Below are 17,409 nucleotides of genomic sequence, written 5' to 3'. Positions count from 1 at the left end.
AAACCGTTTGCGGAGCGATTCCGTCCGAGCAGGGCGGGCAGGAGAGAAGCGGGTTCCGGGTGTGGAGGGAAGCAACCGGGCGGTCTTCCGGGGGGGGGGGTCGCGAAACGGACGCAACCCGTATTACTCAGCGTCCTCGCCTACGTGGTGCCCCTCTACGCTTTGACTCGGCACGGCCGAGGCCAACGGCAGGACACCGGTGGGTGGAGTCAATGTCCTCGTTCCAGAGTTCGGCGCCTTGGCTTTACAGCAGAGCCCGAAGTTCTGGTGTGGTGAACTGGGGTTCAGCGACGCTGATCGGGGGTCTTGCCTACCTGGAGTGGGAAGGCGCTCAAGTGGTGCTGCCCGTCATCACGGGAGGGAGGCAGGCGGGGCCGCTGAAATATCCCCTGGGCCGGGGCACCGACCTCGAGATCGGCGTGCCCAGCAGTGGGCCGCTGCTGGAGCCGGTGAACTGACCCCTGGGCGGGACGACCAGGGAAAATGGCGGGTCACGGAAGACCAGAAAAGCGGCAACAGCGAATTTCCAGTTCAGAACCCCAACGGATACCTCCTGGGTTTCTCCGAAAGTCCGGAAACAGGGGCCGCGTGACCCTGAGCTGGGCGTCCCGCAACCCTCACTGACGCGCCCAGCGTGCGCTTGATGCGCACGCTGGGCGGGGAATCTTTTTCCTTACTTCTTCGGCTCGTCGGCCACCTGTCCGGTTACGCCAGGGGCCACCCAGCTCATGTTGTTCAGGTCCTTCACGCTCATGACCTTGCCAGCAGGCACGCGCAGAACGCCGTTGCGGTCCTTGAGTGGGCCCATGTAGGGATCGAACTTGCCGCCCTTCTCCATCTCGGCCTTCAGCTGCAGGACGCGGTCATACACGCTGACGGTCTTGCCACCTACCGTCATCCTGGCGGCCTTGAGCTGCGGCACCCACTTGGGGTTGATCGCCATGCCGGGCTGGGTGCCGAGCTCCACCGCGCCGCCCTGCATCAGCTTCCAGTAGTCCACCTTGTTCAGGTTCTTGTTCGTGTAGGTGCCGCTGTGCACCTTGGTCAGAAAGTCGATGTAGATCTTGTCCCAGTGCACGAGCTGGCCGCTGACCACGTAGTCAGGCGCGAACTTGTACATGGGGGAGTAGTGCGCGAAGGACGGCACTTTGCGTGCGGCGGCCGTCTGCACCACCGTGGCGGTGTCCTCGGTAAACGCCAGGGCGCCGTTGCCTTCCGAGATCAGGGCTTCGGCGGCCTCACGCGCTTTGTTGGGATCGAACCAGGCGTTGATCCACTTGACGTTGACCGTGGCTTTGGGGTTCACGGCGCGGGCACCGAGCGCAAAGGCGCTGATGTGCCGCTTGAGCTCGGGCACAGGGAAGGCCCCCACGTAGCCCAGCTTGCCGCTCTTGCTGACCGCCGCCGCCATCATGCCGTTGAGGTAGTACAGCTGGTAGAAGTCGGCCATATACGTGCCCATGTTGGGCAGGCGCTTAAAGCCGCTGGCGTGCATGAACATCACGTTCGGGTATTTCTTGGCCGCCTCGTACGTCTGGTCCATGAAGCCGAAGGACGTGGTGAAGATCACCTGGCACTTGTCACGTACCAGCCGGTCAATCACGGGCATGGCCTGGCCTTCGGGCACGCTCTCCACGTACTTCGTCTCCAGCCAGGGCAGGGCCTTTTCCGCCTTCTTGCGGGCCTCGTCGTGCGCGTAGCTCCAGCCGATGTCGCCCACTGGGCCGACGTAGATAAAGCACGCCTTGAGCTTGCCCGCCCCCTGGGCCTGGGCAGCGGGGCTGTTCGCCGCACCCAGTAGGGCCAGCGTGAGGGGCAGGGCGGTCAGGGCCGTCTTGCGGAGGGCAGGCAGGGAAACAGCGTTCTTCAAAGGAGACCTCAGGGCCATGGGGCCGGATGGAACGTCAGGCAGAAGGAGAACAACCGGAACGTTGTGGGGAACGTCTGCCTTTAGTATGCCTTCATATTCTGCGTTCTGTCATGTTCTTGATGAACAGTTGGGCGCTCAGCGCTCGCCGCGCACATAGGTGCGCCCCAGCGAGGCGGGCGCGTTACCCTGCTGTCCCCGCAACCCCGCGAGGGCCAGCACCACCAACACGAGCACGAAGGGCATGGCGGAAAAGACTTCGGTGGGAACGGCGCTGCTGCCTTGCAGCCGGAACTGCAGGTAGTACAGGAAGCCGAAAAACAGTGCACCAGCCACCGCCCGCAGCGGCTGCCACCCCACGAAAATCACCAGCGCCACCGCGATCCAGCCCAGCCCAGCCGTCGGGTTGTCTGCCCACGACGCGCGGTAACTGAGGGCCAGGAACGCTCCGGCCAGACCCGCCAGCGCCCCCCCCGCCAGCACCGCCGCGTAGCGTACGCCCACCACGCTGACGCCCAGCGCGTCGGCCGCCGCCGGGTTCTCGCCGACTGAGCGGAGGGTCAGGCCGCCCCGCGTACTGCCCAGCCAGAAGGCGAGGAGCGCCGCCAGCACCAGGGCCGCGACGGTAAAGGGACTCAGGGCAAAGCCGCCCAGCGTCCAGTCCGGCACCTTGTTGAACAGCGGCATCCCCTCAAACTTCTTGCCCAGCAGTCCGGCGGCCCCTGTGCCCAGCAGCGCCAGGGCCAGCCCGCTGACAAACTGGTTGGCCCGCAGGGTCACGGTGGCGAGGGCATGCAGGGCCGCCAGGGCCGCGCCCGCGAGCATGGCCGCCCCCACCGCCAGCCAGAGGTTGCCCTGCGGATAAGCCACGGCAAAGGCGGCCAGCGCTCCTACGGCCATCAGCCCCTCCACGCCGAGATTTACCACGCCGCCGCGCTCGTTGAGAATCGCGCCCAGGCAGGCGAGCAGCAGCGGTGTGCCGACGGCCAGCGCCCGCGCCAGGGCTTCGAGGATGATCTGTTCCATTAGCTGCCTCCCATCACGGGCGGTCCAGCCGCACCCGGTGGCGCACGAAGATTTCCGAGCCGATCAGGGAGAGCAGGATAACGCCCGAAAACACATCCACGACCCGGAAAGGCATGTTCAGATCGATTTTGAGCAGGTCGCCCCCCGCCAGGATGATCCCCATCAGCGGAGCGGTGAGCAGGCACAACGCCGGATTGCCCCGTGCGAGCCACGCCACGATCACGGCTGTGAAGCCGTAGCCGAGGCTGATCTGCCCCGCCTCAAGCAGTCGGTGATGGATGCCCGCCACCTCGCCCGCGCCCGCCAATCCGGCCACGCCCCCGGTGATCAGCGCCACCGTGGTCGCCACCCGCGCCGCGCTCAGGCCCGCATACCGCGCCGCGCCTGGGTTCTCGCCCACCACCCGCAGCGCGTAGCCGAAGGTGCTGCGCGTCAGGACCCACTGGAGTCCCAGCGCCACCACCACGCCGAGCGCCAGCGTGGGCCAGTGGACCTGCGTTCCCGGCAGGGTGGGCAGGAAGGCCACTTCCCGGAAGGTGTCCGAATAGATGTAGCCCTGCACGTTCTTGCCCTTCCATGGCCCCGCGATCAGGTACGTCACCACCGCCACCGCGATGTAGTTGAGCATCAGCGTGGAGAGAATCTCATTGACATTCAGGCGGCGCAGCCCGGCCGCGATCAGCGCCCATAGCCCGCCACCCAGGGCTCCGGCGAGGAACATCACCGGAAGCAGAACAGCGCCCGGCAGCGGCAGAAACAGGGCCACCCCCGCCGCGAACACCGCGCCCAGCAGCAGCTGTCCCTCCGCCCCGATGTTGAAAAACTGTGCCCGGAAGGCGAGCGCCAGCCCCGAGCCGATCAGCAGCAGCGGAATGGTCCGCCGGGCGACCTCGGCCAACCCCACCGGATCGGCCAGTGTGCCACGCAGCATGGTGCCGTAGACCTCGGCCGGGCTCACGCCGTAGGCCAGGAAGATTAGCGCGCAGACGATCAGCGCGAAGGCGACGGCCGCCAGCGTGACGAGCGTGGCGCGGGCCGGGGAAGGCGTGGCGACAGGCGTGAACCTCACGCACGCACCCCGCCCTGGGGAGCGGCGTGGTGCCGCTCGGGATGCGCGCCGCCCATCAGCAGACCCAGCGCCTCGCGCGTGACTTCCGGAACGGGGAAGGGACCCAGAAGTTGCCCCTCCACCATCACCGCCACCCGGTCCGACAGGCTGAGCAACTCGTCCAGATCCTCGCTGACGAGCAGCACGCCCGCACCGCTCTCGGTACGCTCCAGTAGCACGCGGTGGACCTGATCGGTGGCCCCCACGTCCAGGCCATAGGTGGGGTGAACGGCGAGGATCAGTTTCGGTTGGCCATTCAGTTCGCGCGCCAGGATCAGCTTCTGGATGTTGCCGCCGCTCAGCAGCCGCGAGGGCGTATGAATGCCCGGCGTCGCCACGGTGTACGCTTCCACCTCGCGCCGGGCCCGTTCGTCCGTGGCGGCGATGTCGCGCGTCAGCCCCCGGGCCAGCGGCGGACGCGCGAAGTCACGCAGGGCCAGGTTCTCGGCCACCGTCATGGTGGGGACCGTTCCCGAGTGGATGCGGTCTTCGGGGATGTGCGCCACCCCCGCGTGAAAGCGCTCGTCCGCTCCGCCCGTTAGCGGCTGCCCGGCAAGCGTGACGGCGCCGGAAGAGGGATGGAGCCCGGCCAGCACCTCCACGAGTTCGCTCTGGCCGTTGCCGGCGATCCCCGCCACGCCCAGCACTTCCCCGGCGCGCACGTCAAAGGACACGCCGCGCAGCGCGGGGAGGCCGCGCGCGCCCGTGGCGGTCAGCTCCCGCACCGTCAGCAGCGCTGCTTCCCGCACCGGAGAGGCCGTGCGCTTGCGGGTAAAATCCACGCTCCGGCCAACCATCAGCTCGGCCAGGCTCTCGCGGGTGGCTCCCGCCGTCGGCACGCCGCCCACCACCTTGCCCCGGCGCAGCACCGTCACCCGGTCCGCCACCGCCAGCACCTCGTCGAGTTTGTGCGAGATGAAGATCAGGCTGCGCCCATCGGCGCGCAACTCGCGCATCACGCCGAACAGGGCGCCCGCCTCCTGCGGGGTCAGCACGCTCGTCGGTTCGTCCAGAATCAGCACCCGCGCTCCGCGCATCAGCGCCCGCACGATCTCCACCCTCTGCTTCTCGCCCGGCGAGAGCTCCAAGACGCGCACCCCCGGGTCCACCGCCAGCCCGTACCGGGCCGAGAGCTCGCGCACCCGTCCCGCCACACCCCTCGCCGGAAAGAGGAGACGGCCCGCCCCCAGCGCCAGGTTCTCGGCCACGGTATGCCGCGCCACCAGCAGGGGGTGTTGCGGCACCAGGCCTATCCCGAGCCGCAGCGCCTGCGCCGGACTCGTGACCCGCACCGCTTTGCCGTTCAGCTCAATCTGGCCCTCGTCGGGCTGGTACAGGCCGTAGAGGATGGAAATGAGGGTGCTTTTGCCCGCGCCGTTCTCGCCCAGCAGGGCCAGCACCTCGCCGGGCTGCACGGTGAGGTCCACGGCGTCGTTGGCAACGACGCCAGGAAAGCGTTTGGTGATGCCGCTGAGGCGCAGGGCGGGTGGGGGAGGGGAGGGGTCAGTCATGTGCACCGTCCTGGGCAGGGGAGTGTGGAAGCGCAGGCTCCCGTTGTTTGTCACGATACGGTATGGAGCCGCCCCCGGCGGACCGCGCTCCATTTCCTACGGCTTGCCGCTCAGGCCGATCAGGGTTTCCCCGTTTGGCTGCAGGTCCGCCGCGTACTGCACCTGTTCGGGCCCCCGGTTCAGAAGCACCGCGAAGCTCTGGCCGCTGTCGTTCATGAGGGGGTGGGAAACGAATCCCGCCTTCTCGAACACGGGCAGCAGGGCGCGGGGCCGCCAGCCCGGGAGGGTATACTGCTCCACGCGCGAAAAGCCCTCGCGCACTTCCCGGCGGTAACTCTGGCTTTGCGGGCAACCGGGCGCGGCTCCAGCCGGAACCGGCCCCAGGCCCCACACCTGCCCCGGCCGCGCAATGCAGTACACCGCCCCCTCCCGCAGCTGTGCCCGCCGAGCATTTGTGACGTACACAGCGGAGAAGAGGGCCAATGCAGGCAGAAGCAGAAAGAGCAGGGGACGGCGGCGCATGGGGTCCAGGGTAGGGACGCTCCTCCTGACGTTTCAACTTCTCGGTGTTGTCCCGAGGAGCGCCCATCGTCGGCACCGCGGCGCCCCGTTCATCCGAAAGCCAACCTCGCCAGACTCAGCGGGTGCCCAGTACGGCCCACAGGGTCAGCAGTCCCACCAGCAGCGCCGGAGGCGTCAGGATCAGCCCGGCGCGCAGGTACTCGCCCCAGCCCACCTCCAGGCCCCGGCGCCGCAGCAGGTGAAGCCACAGCAGCGTCGCCAGGCTGCCGATGGGCGTGAGCTTGGGGCCAATGTTGGCGCCGATCAGCGCTCCGTACAGCAGCGCGTCTCGGGCTGCTCCCTGGGCCCCACTCTCATGCAGCCCCAGCAGGGCCGTGAGCAGGGCAGGAAGGTTATTGAGCCCTGCGCTGAGGAGCGCGACACTGCCGCCGCTGGCCAGGACGGCGGGCAGGGTGCCGCCCTGCGCCCAGCCCGCCAGCCACGCTCCGTAGATGCCCGTGAGGCCCGCACCCCGCAGTCCCGATACCACCGTGTACATGGCGAGGCTGAACACCACCACGTTCCAGGGTGCCGAACGCAGCACCTCCCGCGTGCCCATCCGCTGGCTGCGCGATCCCACCAGCCACACCAGCGCGGCGGCGCTGCCCACGATGGCCGAGAGCGGCAGGTGCAGCCGCTCGGCCAGAAAGGCTCCGGCCAGCAGCAGGGGCGTGACGGCCCATCCGGTCCGCACCACCCCCCAGGACTGCACGGCGGTGGCGGGTTCCGGCAGGGCCGTGGGGTCATAGCGGTGGGGCAAAGACCGCGCTGAGAACGCGAGCAGGACGGCCACGCACGCCAGCACCACTGCCAGATCGGTGGGCACCATGACGCGGGCATACGCCCCGAAGCCCAGCCCGAAGCTGTCGGCGGCGATGATGTTGGTGAGGTTGCTGATGGTAAGGGGCAGGCTGGCGGCGTCCACCACAAAGCCGACGCCCAGCGCGAGCGCGAGGGTGGCGGCGCGGGACCACCTCAACTGCGCGGCGAGTTCCAGCACGATGGGGGTCAGGATCAGCACCGCGCCGTCGTTGGCGAAGATGGCGGCCAGCAGGGCGCTGAACACCACCAGCAGCGCCAGGAGCCGCCGTCCGTGCCCCCCGCCCCAGCGGGCCACGTAGAGCGCCGCCCAGCGAAACAGTCCTGCGGCGTCCAGCAGCAGGCTCAGCACGATCAGGGCCACCAGGGTGAGCGTGGCGTTCCAGGTGGCCTGCCACAGGGCTGGAAGGTCCCCCACACGGACCACCCCCACCAGCAGCGCCGCGGCTGCGCCCAGGGTGGCCGCCCGGGTGGGGCCCAGCCCCCGGGGTTGCCAGACCACCAGGGTGACGGTAAGCAAAACGATGGTGAGGGCCAACACACCCGACAGGGTAATTCAGGCGGGCTGAACCCAGGCGGGCCAAGCCTGGGAGAGCGGGGGAGTCCCCTCAGTCCGCCTGGCTGGTGATAAAGGGCAGGTTGCGGTCAAACTGAGCGCGGTCCAGGCCGTAGCCGTAGACGAAGGCGTCGGGAATGGTAAAGCCCAGATACTCCACGGGCACCTCCACCCGGCGCCGGCTGGGCTTGCTGAGCAGCGCCGCCACCTTGAGGCTGGCCGGGCCACGCCCCTGCAGGTAGTGCAGCAGGTAGTTCATGGTGATGCCCGTGTCCACGATGTCTTCCACCAGGATGACGTGACGGCCGCTGATGGGAAACTGCAGGTCCTTGACGAGCTTGACCTCGCCGCTGCTCTGCTTGGCGTCGCCGTAGGAACTGGCCTGGAGAAAGTCGATGGTGCAGGGCATCCCCAGCGCACGCACGAGGTCCGCGTGAAAGAGGAATGCGCCGTTCAGGACGCAGATCAGGTGCGGGTCCTTGCCCGCGTAGTCGGCGCGGATCTTGTGGCCGATTTCCTGAATGCGGGCCTGAAGCTGTTCGGGCGTGATCTGCACGGGGCCGTTGCCGGGGGCGAGGCTCATATGGTTCCCAGGCTAACATGCGCCCTGCGTTCCGGCCCCACCCGCCCGTATACTCCGGACCAATGACGGGGCGGATAGGCAGGCTGACAGAGATCGACTTTGACCGCGTACCGGGCGTGCTGGGCCGCATCGTCCGTGAACGGGCGGGAGACTACGCTGGGGCCGACGCTGCCGCCGGTCCTGCGCGTGCCCGTGCGCTCCGTTTCCACGCGGCGCTGACGGGAGCGGACCTCGCCCTGATCGCGGAAGTCAAGCGCGCCAGCCCCAGTGAGGGGGCGATCGCCCCCCTGAACCCCGCGCAGGCCGCGCAGGCGTACCAGGCGGGCGGTGCGGCGGCCATTAGCGTGCTGACCGAGCCCCGGCACTTCGACGGCAACCGGGAGGCCCTGCGCGCGGTCGTCGGTTCCGTGACCGTGCCCGTGCTCCGCAAGGACTTCGTCGTCCACCCCGCAATGCTGCGCGAGGCCGCCGACTGGGGGGCCTCGGCGGCGCTGCTCATGGTAAGCGTGCTGGGCGAGGCCGTGGGCGAATACCTCCCGTTGGCCCACCACCTTGGCCTTGACGCGCTGGTGGAGGTCCACGACGAGGCGGAACTCGACCTTGCCCTGGCTGCCGGAGCGGAGATCATCGGCGTGAACAACCGCGACCTCACCACGCTGCACATCGACCTGAGCGTCAGCCCACGCCTGATTCGCCGGGCGCGTGACGCAGGTTTTGCGGGCGTCCTTGTGGCCGAGAGCGGCTACCGCACGCCCGCCGATCTCGCGTCTGTGCGCGGTCTGGCCGACGCCGTGCTGGTGGGCACGAGCCTCGCCGGAAGCGGGGACCTGGCCCGCGCCGCCCGCGAGTTGATGGCCCGTTGAGCGCCACGCTGACCTTCCTGGGCACAGCAGACAGCAAGGGCGTCCCGCGCTTCTGGTGCGGGTGCCCCGTCTGCAGCGATGCCCGCGGGGGGGGCATCAACCGCCGAACCCGCAGCGCCGCCCTCGTGCAGGGAAACGGCGAGACCTTGCTGCTCGACTGTGGGCCGGACCTGCACGTGCAGCTCGCGCGGCTGCCGGGGCCGCGCGTGCCCAGCGCCGTGCTGATCTCGCACGCGCACAACGATCACCTGCTGGGGCTGGGGGACCTGCTGGATTACGTGCGCTACGCGGCTGGGAAGCTGCGGCTCTACGCGCCCGAGGAGGTAATCCTCCAGATCGCTGAGCGTTTTCCCTATGCGTTCCGGAGCGTGTCTCCGGTGCAGCCGCTTCCGGGTGAGGGCCTTTTTGTCGCCGGGCTGCGGGTTCAGGCCTTTCGCGTTCCCCACGGAGCCAACGGGCACAGTCACGCTTTTTCCCTCACGCGCCCCGGCTTCCGCGCGGCCTACGTCACGGACGCCATCGACATTCCCGAAGAGGTGGCCCGGGCGTGGCTCGGGGACCTCGACCTGCTGGTGCTGGGCACCTCCTTCGCGGACGAGTCGGCAGCGGTCCACGCCGGACGCAGCGTGTACGACGTGCGTGAGGCGCTGGCCCTGCCCTGGGCGAGGGCAGCGCGGCGGGTCTGCCTCTCGCACCTCTCGCACGACGTGGACGTTCGGACGCTGGCGCTTCCGGACGGGTGGGCATTCGCGGGGGACGGGTTGCAAGTCTCCCTCTCGCCCGGCCCAGCGCTCTAAACTGCGCCCGATGTTGCCCCTCCTGTACCTGCTGTTCACGCTCGCCGTCGCTGGGGGGCTCGTGGCGCTGCTCCTCCGGCCCGGCACGGCCCGGAGCATGGTGGTGTGGGGCCTGGCGGCGTTGCTGCCCCTGCTCGCGGCCCTGACCGCGGCGCTGGCCGGGCAGGCGCGGGCAGACCGGACGTTGGCGGGCTACGCGCCCCAGACCGTCACGGTGACCCTCACCAATCCCGGGAGCGCGCAGACCCTGAGGCTCACCCCCCAGGACGCGGCCTGCGTCGAGCGTGCCCTGCGCCTGCACACCCGCAGCGAACTGCGCGTCGGGGGCGGGGCTGTACCCCTGACCAGCGACACCCAGGTCGCGGGCGATCTGCCCCCCGCCCCGGTGGTGGAGGCCCTGGGCGTCAGCGGCGGCCTGACCTGCCCCAACCTCAAGGCTTTACCTGAAGAGACGAAATCGACTTCCTGACCGCTGAAAGCGGACCGCTCCCCTCACCCCCCCAGATACCGCCGCAGCTCGTCAAGGCTGTGTCCCGTCCCGATCACCACGAGTTTGTCGTGGGGCCGCAACTCGTCCTCGGCGCGGGGGGTCACCTCCACCCGGCCTCCCCGGCTGACTGCAATGACCTGCACCCCGAAGCGCCCGGTGAGGTTGAGGTCACGCAGGGTGCCGCGCAGCCGCTCGTTGGCCTCGATTTCCACGATGGCGTAGTCGCCACCGAGGTCCAGCGTATCCACGATGTTGGGGGTGGCGATCTGCCGGGCGAGCCGCACGCCCATGTCGTGTTCCGGCCGGATCACCAGGTCCGCGCCGATGCGCTCCAGCACCCGCCGCGCCATCTCGTCGATGGCCTTGGTGACCACGTAGGGCGCGCCGAGGCTCTTGGCGTTCATGGTGGCCAGGATGTTCGCCTGCACGTCGGTACCGATGGCCACCACCACCACGTCGAATTCGCCCACGCCAATGGAGCGCAGCGCCCGCTCTTCGGTGGCGTCCACGATGGCGGCGTGCGTGACGCGGTTCATCACCCGCTCCACGTTTTCCTCGTTCTGATCGATGGCGACGACCTCGTGGCCCATCTCGTACAGGGTGGTGGCGACGGCGGTGCCGAAGCGGCCCAGGCCGATCACCAGGCATTGTTTGGTTTTCATGGCGTGGATGTTCCTCTTTCTCCGGGGGAGTTAGCCGATCAAGATGTCTTTTTCCTGCGGATACCGCACAGGCTCGCGCGCGCCCGGCTGTCCGAAGGCGACGGCAAACGTCAGCGGTCCGATGCGTCCCAGGTACATCAGCCCAATCAGGATGAGGTCCTGCGACGGGTTGAGCAGTGGCGTGGTGTTCATGCTCAGGCCGACGGTGCCGAACGCACTCACCGCCTCGTAGAAGAGGTGCTCGAAGCGGACGTGCGAATTGGTGTTGGTGACGAGCAGCAGAATGAACATGACGTTGACCAGCCCGATGCTTAGCAGGCCGACCGTCATCGCGCGCAGCACCGTTTCCTCGTCGATGCGCCGGGCGAACAGCGTGGTGTCGCGGTGGCCGCGCACCATGCTCCACGCCGAAGCCATCATCACGTAGAAGGTGCTCGTCTTGATGCCGCCGCCCGTCGATCCGGGGTTCGCGCCGATAAACATCAGGATGATCGTCAGAAAGACGCCGCCCAGCGTCAGCGCTCCGTTGTCGATGGAATTGAAACCCGCCGTGCGCGTCACCACGCTCTGAAAAAAGCTGGCGAGCAGGCGGTCGCCCACGGAAAGTGACCCCAGCGTTTTCGGGTTGTTCCACTCCAGCGCCAGGTAACCCAGCGTGCCGATCAGGAGCAGGGCGGCCATCATGGTCAGGACCAGTTTGGAATGCACCAGCAGCCGGTTGCGCCGGGGATTCATCAGGTGCGCGACCGCGTTCATCTGCACCAGAAAGCCCATGCCTCCCAGGATGATCAGCGCTCCCACCACCAGGCTCACGAGGGGGTCAGACACGAAGCGCATCAGATTGTCGCTGTACAGCGCGAAGCCCGCGTTGTTGAAGGCGCTGACCGAGTGGAAGACGGCCGAGAACAGGCCCTCGCGCCAGCCGTGCAGCGGCACGAACCGGAAAGCGAGCAGCGCGGCCCCAGCGGCCTCGATCACAAAGGTATAGATGAAGATGTTGCGGATGAGCGGTACCACGTCGCCCACGCTGAAAGCGCTGATCTGCTGGGCCAGCCGGATGCGCTCGGAGTAGTTCACCCGCCGCCGCATCAGCAGCGTGAATACGGTCCCGAAGGTGATGATGCCCAGCCCGCCCACCTGAATCAGCACCATGATGATGATCTGCCCCAGCCGGTTGAAGTCGCGGCTGGGATCGACGACGTTCAGGCCCGTCACGCACAGCGCGCTCGTGGCGGTAAAGAGGGCCTGGAGAAAGTTGACCCGCCGTCCCGCCCCGTGCGTGACGGGCAGGCTGAGCAGCGCCGCGCCGACGAGTATGCCCAGCGCGAAGGTCAGCGCGATGAGTTGCGGCGGGCTGAAGCGGGAGAGCAGGCGTCTGCGAACGAGGCTCATGGAAGGGCCAGGCGTGGTGGGGCAGGGGTTCGAGGGGCCGAACGCGGAGGAAGGCAGAGGCGGGGCATAGCAGGAACGCGCGATTGTACCACCCCCTACCCCGGGGCGGTCCCGCTATACTGCCCTGCTATGCCGCGCCCTGCCCGCCCGAAACACTTCTCCCACCGGCCCAGGCGCTCGGCGGAGGACCACCGCACCCGTCAGCCCGCCCACGAATATGTCCTGGAAGCCCTGCCAGGCCTGGAGGAGGTGGCGGCGGAGGAGTTGCAGCACGTCCCCCTCGCCCGCGACATCCGGGGCCTGCGCTTCTGGTATCCCGGGGACCCCGAACGCCTGACCCGCCTCAAGGCAGCGGTGGCGGCCTACCGCATCCGCGCGTGGGACGTGCCCCGTCCGCGCGGCCTGCTGGGACACCAGCAGCTCGGCGAACTCGTCGACTTTCTGGCGGCGGTGGTGCGCGTCGGCGGGCACCGCTCTTTCCGTCTGGCCGCTGCCGGACGCGAGTCGAGCGTGATGGCGCGCGTCGCGGAAGAACTCTCGAATGGGCTCAACCTCCCCTTCGACGCCGAGGAAGGCGAACTCCTGATCCGCCTGCGCCCCCAGGAGGACGGCCCCGGCTGGGAGGTGCTCGCCCGCCTCACGCCCCGGCCCCTGAGCGCCCGCGCCTGGCGGGTGTGTAACCGGGGTGGCGGCCTGAACGCCACCGTCGCCTACGCGGTCCACAAGCTCGCGGGCCAGCGCGAGGAGGACCGCATCTTCAACCCGATGGCGGGCAGCGGTACGCTGCTCGTCGAGCGGGCGCTGATGGGCCCCTACGACGCGATGGTGGGGGTGGACACCGATGACGGGGCCGTGGCCTGCGCCCGCGCCAACCTCCAGGCTGCCGGGCGCGAAGTCGAGGTGGCGCGGGTAGACGCCCTGGATACCGGCTTGCCCGCCCGCTCCTTCGACCTGATCGTGGCGGATCTGCCCTGGGGCGACGCCATCGGCAGCCACCGGGGCAACGCGGCGCTCTACCCCGCCTTTCTCGGCGAGATGTACCGCCTCCTCAGCCGTCAGGGCCGCTTGGTGGTCCTGACCCACGAATTGCGGCTGTTCGAGAATTTGCTGCAGGACCAGACCCGCTGGCACGCCCGAGAGCTGTTTCAGGTGTACAGCGGGGGACATCATCCAAAGGCGTATCTGCTGGGGAAGCGGTAGGGCATTCGGTAGGGTGGAGGGGGGGCGCCCTTGCAGCGCCCCCCTCCGGGCTGCCCCCACCAGCCAATCCTGAGCCAGGTCCTCTCTCCTGCGGAAGCCGACAGGTCCCATCAGGAGAGTGGGTGTCAGGAGTGGCGCAACGAGGGCGGGGTAGGCGCCCGTCCTTCTGTGGAAGGAGCAAGAGCGGGCGATGGGAAGTCCGCCCCTTTAGCGTTGGGCAAAGCCTCCGCTGCCGACGTACTCTACCGCATGGGCGCAGTTGTCCGAATGGCGCCGGGGGTGGAAAGGCACCCCTCACGGCGTCATTCTCCCCCACGCGCAGTTCGCTCGCCGGGCTCGGTCAAAAAGAAGTCCGCACGTTGACAACTGCTTTAAAAACCCAGTTTCTCCTCTCGGAAACGGTAAAAACATCAATCTGTCTGGTGCTGAAATGCCCGCACTGGCCCTCGTATGCAATCCACCCTGGGCTTAGGCTTACGCCGCCTGGTGCAGGCTTTGTCCCAGGTTCCTCTGGGTGTGACTCCCCCGCCCTTTTTCCTCATTGACCATGCTTTTCGCGTTCCCAGCGCGAAAAAACTCAAACTGGCGGGACAGAGCTCCCGGGCTCCAAAGCGTGAGCGCCAGAAGACCAGCCGGTCTTCTGGCGCTCACGCGGGTCCCTCAGCGGAGGGACTGGGCAGTTAAAACCGTGACCTGCTTGGAACTCTTAAAGCTCAACCACGCTGCCAGAGCCGTACTGGCAAGATGGAGGAAGGTGTCCGGGAGATTCAGGTTGATGCCTTCCACGATGGGTGCAATGAAGCTGCCAGCAACCAGGATGAAGAAGACGAGCGCCAGGATCTCGAAGATCTTCTGCGGGGATTTTGAGAACTGCCCTCCCCACACCAGCACGGCACCGAGTGCGAGATGAGCGATGTTATGAACAGAGTTGACGGCGAAGATCCCCAGCAACAGGCCCTCTCCGTGCACCGCGCCATGCCGGTGTGAAATGACGTTGGCTTCAGGGAGAAACCCCAGCAAGCCCACGAGTAGGTAGACCAATCCGAAGGCCAAACCAATGTTGCGAATACTCGGTTGTTGCATCTTTAACGCTCCTTCTTTCGCGGTCCACGTGCGGTTGCCGCTTGCTGCTCTCTCTTGCACTGTGCTGCGGTTCCGGCCCCTGTAACGGTGAGGAGCCGGAGCGCGTATACGGTTTCCGTCCAGTTCGTTATCAAAGCGGGAATGCGCCGACCGGGAAACGCTTTTCCCAGAAACCGTTTTTTCCTACACTGCTGCGCCGCTTTACAAGTCTGCTGGGCTTGAACAGTTGCAAAAACTGTTCGAGCGGAATTCGTATCAGCCCTCTAGCGTACGGTGAACGGAGCCATCACGACTGCGCCGCCACTGGTGATGGGCCCATCCGTCGACGGGAATTCATAGACCCGGTTGCCGTTGTTGTCCGCGTGGGCCATGGCCCAGAGCCTGTCTCCAGGGTTGACGGCGACGTTCGCATCAAGCCTGATCTTGACCTGCGTGCTTTTGCCCACCGGAAGCAGGGTTGAAACTCCGGCTGCTGGCAGCACCTTCATCTTTCCGTCTGCTCCCGCCGTATGCAGCGCGATAAACCCCGGTTGGGTGAGCGTCACCGACGCAACAGTAACGTAAGCCCCCTGGCTGTCGAGAAGGATTTCCCCACCGGCCACCGTGACGCTGGAAGAGCCCGGGGCCACCTTGGTCAGTTTCATGGGCGCCATCAGGACGTTTCCCTCGAAGGTCACAGGACCATCCGGACCAGGGAAGTTGTACGTCTCGTTGCCATTGCCTTCCACGTGCAGCATGGGGTAAACCGTTTGCACGCCTGTGGCCAGTGGCGTCAGGGGAACAGATACGTTCCGGCTGAGTCCCGCCGGGAGCAAGGCCGAAACGCCCAGGGGAGGATCAACGACCATCTTGCCGTCTTTCTCGCCGTGAACGGCCACATAGCCGGGTTTGTCCAGCACAACTGCGGGAATGACCAGCGCGTCTGTGGAAGTGATCTGGCTGGCCACGGCCAGTCGGGGCGTGACTGGGGTGGCCTGCTGGGCGAAGGAGGAGGCGAAGACGCCGAGGGCCAGAGCAAGGATCAGGGTGTTTTTCACGGAAAGACCTTTTCTTTCGGCGAGAGGGCGGAAAGGACAAGCAGTGGGCGGGACGGATACGGACTCCGATGGAATCGTTTGCGGCGGGTCGCAAGCCAAGCAGAGCGCGAAGGAGAGAAACGGGTTCCGGGTGTGGAGGGAAGCAAGGCGGCGGTCTTCCGGTGTGTTCGCGAAACAGACGCAACCCGTACTTACTTCACCGTGACCGTCATGGTCATGGTGGGATGGATTTCGCAGTACACCCGGTACGTTCCCGGCCCGCTGAACGTGTGGGTGTAGACTTGGCCCTTTTTCATGCTGGGAGGGGACTCCATCACGTCGTTGATTACCACGTTGTGCGGCACGTCGTCTTTCTGCACGAACCGCACAGACTCGCCGACGTTCACGGAAATGGTGCCGGGTTGGAATTTCATCCCCTGCATGTCGACGCTGAAGGCACTGGCAACTGCGGCTCTAGGAGCGGTGACCAGCCAGCCATGCGTGAGATCGGTCAAGGTGAATGACACCTCGCCCGGTTTGACGGTGATGGGAATGGGCTGTCCCACCCGTTTGAGAGGTGCCGCCTGGCCAGTCGCCCAGACCTGGAGACCGTCTTTTACGCGCGGATCACGCAGGGTGTACGTCAGCTTGGGAACCGCAACGATGTGCTTGTTGGTCGCCGGATCGGTGATCACCAACACGAAGGCGTCCAGAACGTCACTGTTCTGAGGAGCGGCTTCCTTCCAGGCAGGGAAGGCGGATCCACCCACGCGCTCGCCTCGGAACAACTCGATTTTGACAGCTCTGGAAAAGGCGTTTCTGGGAATCTGGACGCTGATGTCCCGGTCACGCAGTGTCCCCGCCGCGCCGGGCGCCAGGTTGAGGACCGCCACCTTCTCGGAGAAGCCCGCTCCGCCCAGATCGTGCGCCATGGCTGGGGTAACGAGTAAGGCCAGCAAGAACGCTGCTTTCAGGGTTGGCTTGAATTTCTGTGTCGATTCGCGCATGTCTTCTCCTCTTGGTGGGGGGGGCGGCTTCAGGACTGTTCCCTGCGCGGCAAAGAAGTGGCGAAGAGTCCGCCCTTCCCTGCTGTGAATTCAGTGTATTTTTGTATTTGTATGGTTACAATGGTGTAAATTGTGGAAATGGATCCGAAGCAGCGCCTTTGTGAACACCTCAAAATGCACGGCCCGACCAGCATCCGGGACCTGATGCAGGCGCTACAAATCAGCGAAAACGCAGTTCGGCACCACCTCGCTGCTCTGGAGCGCGGCGGTTACCTCCGCGCCGTCGACGACCAGCCCCGGGAAGGGGCTGGCCGTCCAGCCCGGCTGTATGGGCTTACTGAGACGGCAGAAACTCTGTTTCCGAAGTACTACGCCGAGCTCCTGGAACTGATCTTGGCTGAGGCGGAGCACCAAACCATGCTCGACCCCCTGGTTGGCAGTCTGGTAAAACGCCTCGCTGACCAGATTCGCCCGAAACTGGAGAACCTGACCCACGAAGAACGGATTTTGCTGGCTGCGGAGCATCTCAACCTGGGCGGGAATCTCAGTCAGCTGGAACGCACCCCGGGTGGCTGGGAACTGCGCGCTTACAACTGTCCTTACCTGGCTGTGGGGTGCCGCTTCGAGGCGGTTTGCAATATTGCGCCCAGGGTGCTCTCCATCGCCACGGGTCTGGCTGCAGAGCGGGTGGTTTGTCAGCGCGATGGAAAAGCGGCCTGCCATGTTCTTATTTCCATCGGACTGACTTGACGGTTGTATTGCCTTCTATAACAGACGGCGTTTCTGGCTGCCGTGGCGCGAGAAAAAGAGTTCCGGTTCAGAGAAGTTGTATTTGGAGCATGTGTCAAGAAGTGGACTTCTTTTTGAC

The 17,409-nt window shown here is 66.6% G+C and carries 18 protein-coding genes; 6 read left to right on the top strand and 12 right to left on the bottom strand.

Features of this window, described 5'->3' with window-relative positions; all coding sequences use genetic code 11:
• Positions 1-272: 272 nt before the first annotated feature.
• A complete protein-coding gene (locus B9A95_RS24695) occupies positions 273-458 on the top strand; it encodes a hypothetical protein (RefSeq protein ID WP_139806972.1) in 186 nt (61 codons plus the stop codon).
• Between the two features lie 215 nt (positions 459-673).
• Here the strand turns inward: B9A95_RS24695 and B9A95_RS24690 are convergent, their stop codons facing one another.
• The 7 genes from B9A95_RS24690 to hpt all read right to left on the bottom strand — a co-directional run bounded on the left by B9A95_RS24690 (position 674) and on the right by hpt (position 8,031).
• Positions 674-1,870 carry a BMP family ABC transporter substrate-binding protein gene (locus B9A95_RS24690; RefSeq protein WP_245808470.1) on the bottom strand — a complete coding sequence of 399 codons (1,197 nt, stop codon included), beginning with the start codon at positions 1,868-1,870 and terminating at the stop codon, positions 674-676.
• Between the two features lie 135 nt (positions 1,871-2,005).
• On the bottom strand, positions 2,006-2,893 hold the full coding sequence (locus tag B9A95_RS24685) for an ABC transporter permease (protein ID WP_084049691.1): 888 nt from the start codon (positions 2,891-2,893) through the stop codon (positions 2,006-2,008).
• Positions 2,894-2,906: 13 nt separating this feature from the next.
• Complete coding sequence (locus B9A95_RS24680; protein WP_084049690.1) at positions 2,907-3,962, bottom strand: ABC transporter permease; 1,056 nt, start codon at positions 3,960-3,962, stop codon at positions 2,907-2,909.
• Positions 3,959-5,512, bottom strand: a complete 1,554-nt coding sequence (locus B9A95_RS24675) for an ABC transporter ATP-binding protein (protein ID WP_084049689.1) — start codon at positions 5,510-5,512, stop codon at positions 3,959-3,961. The genes B9A95_RS24680 and B9A95_RS24675 overlap by 4 nt, the downstream gene beginning before the upstream one ends.
• A gap of 96 nt (positions 5,513-5,608) precedes the next feature.
• Entirely contained in the window at positions 5,609-6,034 is a 426-nt protein-coding gene (locus B9A95_RS24670) for a hypothetical protein (protein ID WP_084049688.1), read from the bottom strand.
• A 115-nt stretch (positions 6,035-6,149) separates the two neighbouring features.
• Entirely contained in the window at positions 6,150-7,433 is a 1,284-nt protein-coding gene (gene arsB / locus B9A95_RS24665; RefSeq protein ID WP_084049687.1) for an arsenical efflux pump membrane protein ArsB, read from the bottom strand.
• A 67-nt stretch (positions 7,434-7,500) separates the two neighbouring features.
• The gene (gene hpt / locus B9A95_RS24660; RefSeq protein ID WP_084049686.1) at positions 7,501-8,031 is read right to left on the bottom strand and encodes a hypoxanthine phosphoribosyltransferase; all 531 of its coding nucleotides are present in this window, start codon (positions 8,029-8,031) and stop codon (positions 7,501-7,503) included.
• 62 nt (positions 8,032-8,093) lie between these two features.
• Here hpt and trpC point away from each other — a divergent pair, with 62 nt between their 5' ends.
• From trpC to B9A95_RS24645, 3 genes are read left to right on the top strand one after another with little or no spacing between them, the layout of a single operon-like run.
• Entirely contained in the window at positions 8,094-8,894 is an 801-nt protein-coding gene (gene trpC / locus B9A95_RS24655) for an indole-3-glycerol phosphate synthase TrpC (protein ID WP_084049685.1), read from the top strand.
• Complete coding sequence (locus B9A95_RS24650; protein WP_084049684.1) at positions 8,891-9,691, top strand: MBL fold metallo-hydrolase; 801 nt, start codon at positions 8,891-8,893, stop codon at positions 9,689-9,691. The genes trpC and B9A95_RS24650 overlap by 4 nt, the downstream gene beginning before the upstream one ends.
• A 10-nt stretch (positions 9,692-9,701) precedes the next feature.
• Positions 9,702-10,160, top strand: coding sequence for a hypothetical protein (locus B9A95_RS24645; protein WP_084049683.1), 459 nt, complete (start codon positions 9,702-9,704; stop codon positions 10,158-10,160).
• Between the two features lie 23 nt (positions 10,161-10,183).
• Here the strand turns inward: B9A95_RS24645 and B9A95_RS24640 are convergent, their stop codons facing one another.
• Both B9A95_RS24640 and B9A95_RS24635 read right to left on the bottom strand, forming a co-directional pair.
• Positions 10,184-10,843, bottom strand: a complete 660-nt coding sequence (locus B9A95_RS24640; RefSeq protein ID WP_084049682.1) for a potassium channel family protein — start codon at positions 10,841-10,843, stop codon at positions 10,184-10,186.
• Positions 10,844-10,873: 30 nt separating this feature from the next.
• Positions 10,874-12,235, bottom strand: a complete 1,362-nt coding sequence (locus tag B9A95_RS24635) for a TrkH family potassium uptake protein (protein ID WP_084049681.1) — start codon at positions 12,233-12,235, stop codon at positions 10,874-10,876.
• A gap of 129 nt (positions 12,236-12,364) precedes the next feature.
• Here B9A95_RS24635 and B9A95_RS24630 point away from each other — a divergent pair, with 129 nt between their 5' ends.
• On the top strand, positions 12,365-13,435 hold the full coding sequence (locus B9A95_RS24630; protein ID WP_084049680.1) for a methyltransferase domain-containing protein: 1,071 nt from the start codon (positions 12,365-12,367) through the stop codon (positions 13,433-13,435).
• Positions 13,436-14,095: 660 nt separating this feature from the next.
• Here B9A95_RS24630 and B9A95_RS24625 read toward each other — a convergent pair.
• The 3 genes from B9A95_RS24625 to B9A95_RS24615 all read right to left on the bottom strand — a co-directional run bounded on the left by B9A95_RS24625 (position 14,096) and on the right by B9A95_RS24615 (position 16,541).
• The gene (locus tag B9A95_RS24625; RefSeq protein WP_084049679.1) at positions 14,096-14,518 is read right to left on the bottom strand and encodes a DUF4383 domain-containing protein; all 423 of its coding nucleotides are present in this window, start codon (positions 14,516-14,518) and stop codon (positions 14,096-14,098) included.
• A 263-nt stretch (positions 14,519-14,781) separates the two neighbouring features.
• Positions 14,782-15,555: a DUF7282 domain-containing protein gene (locus B9A95_RS24620; protein ID WP_084049678.1), complete on the bottom strand. Its 774-nt coding sequence runs from the start codon at positions 15,553-15,555 to the stop codon at positions 14,782-14,784.
• 191 nt (positions 15,556-15,746) lie between these two features.
• On the bottom strand, positions 15,747-16,541 hold the full coding sequence (locus tag B9A95_RS24615) for a plastocyanin/azurin family copper-binding protein (protein ID WP_084049677.1): 795 nt from the start codon (positions 16,539-16,541) through the stop codon (positions 15,747-15,749).
• 138 nt (positions 16,542-16,679) lie between these two features.
• Between B9A95_RS24615 and B9A95_RS24610 the strand changes: the two genes are divergently transcribed.
• Complete coding sequence (locus B9A95_RS24610) at positions 16,680-17,291, top strand: helix-turn-helix transcriptional regulator (RefSeq protein ID WP_084049676.1); 612 nt, start codon at positions 16,680-16,682, stop codon at positions 17,289-17,291.
• Positions 17,292-17,409 lie beyond the last annotated feature (118 nt).

The organism is Deinococcus hopiensis KR-140 (assembly GCF_900176165.1).
Lineage (GTDB): Bacteria > Deinococcota > Deinococci > Deinococcales > Deinococcaceae > Deinococcus > Deinococcus hopiensis.
The sequence above is the reverse complement of the archived record's forward strand: the minus strand, read 5'-3'. Positions and strand labels throughout refer to the sequence as shown.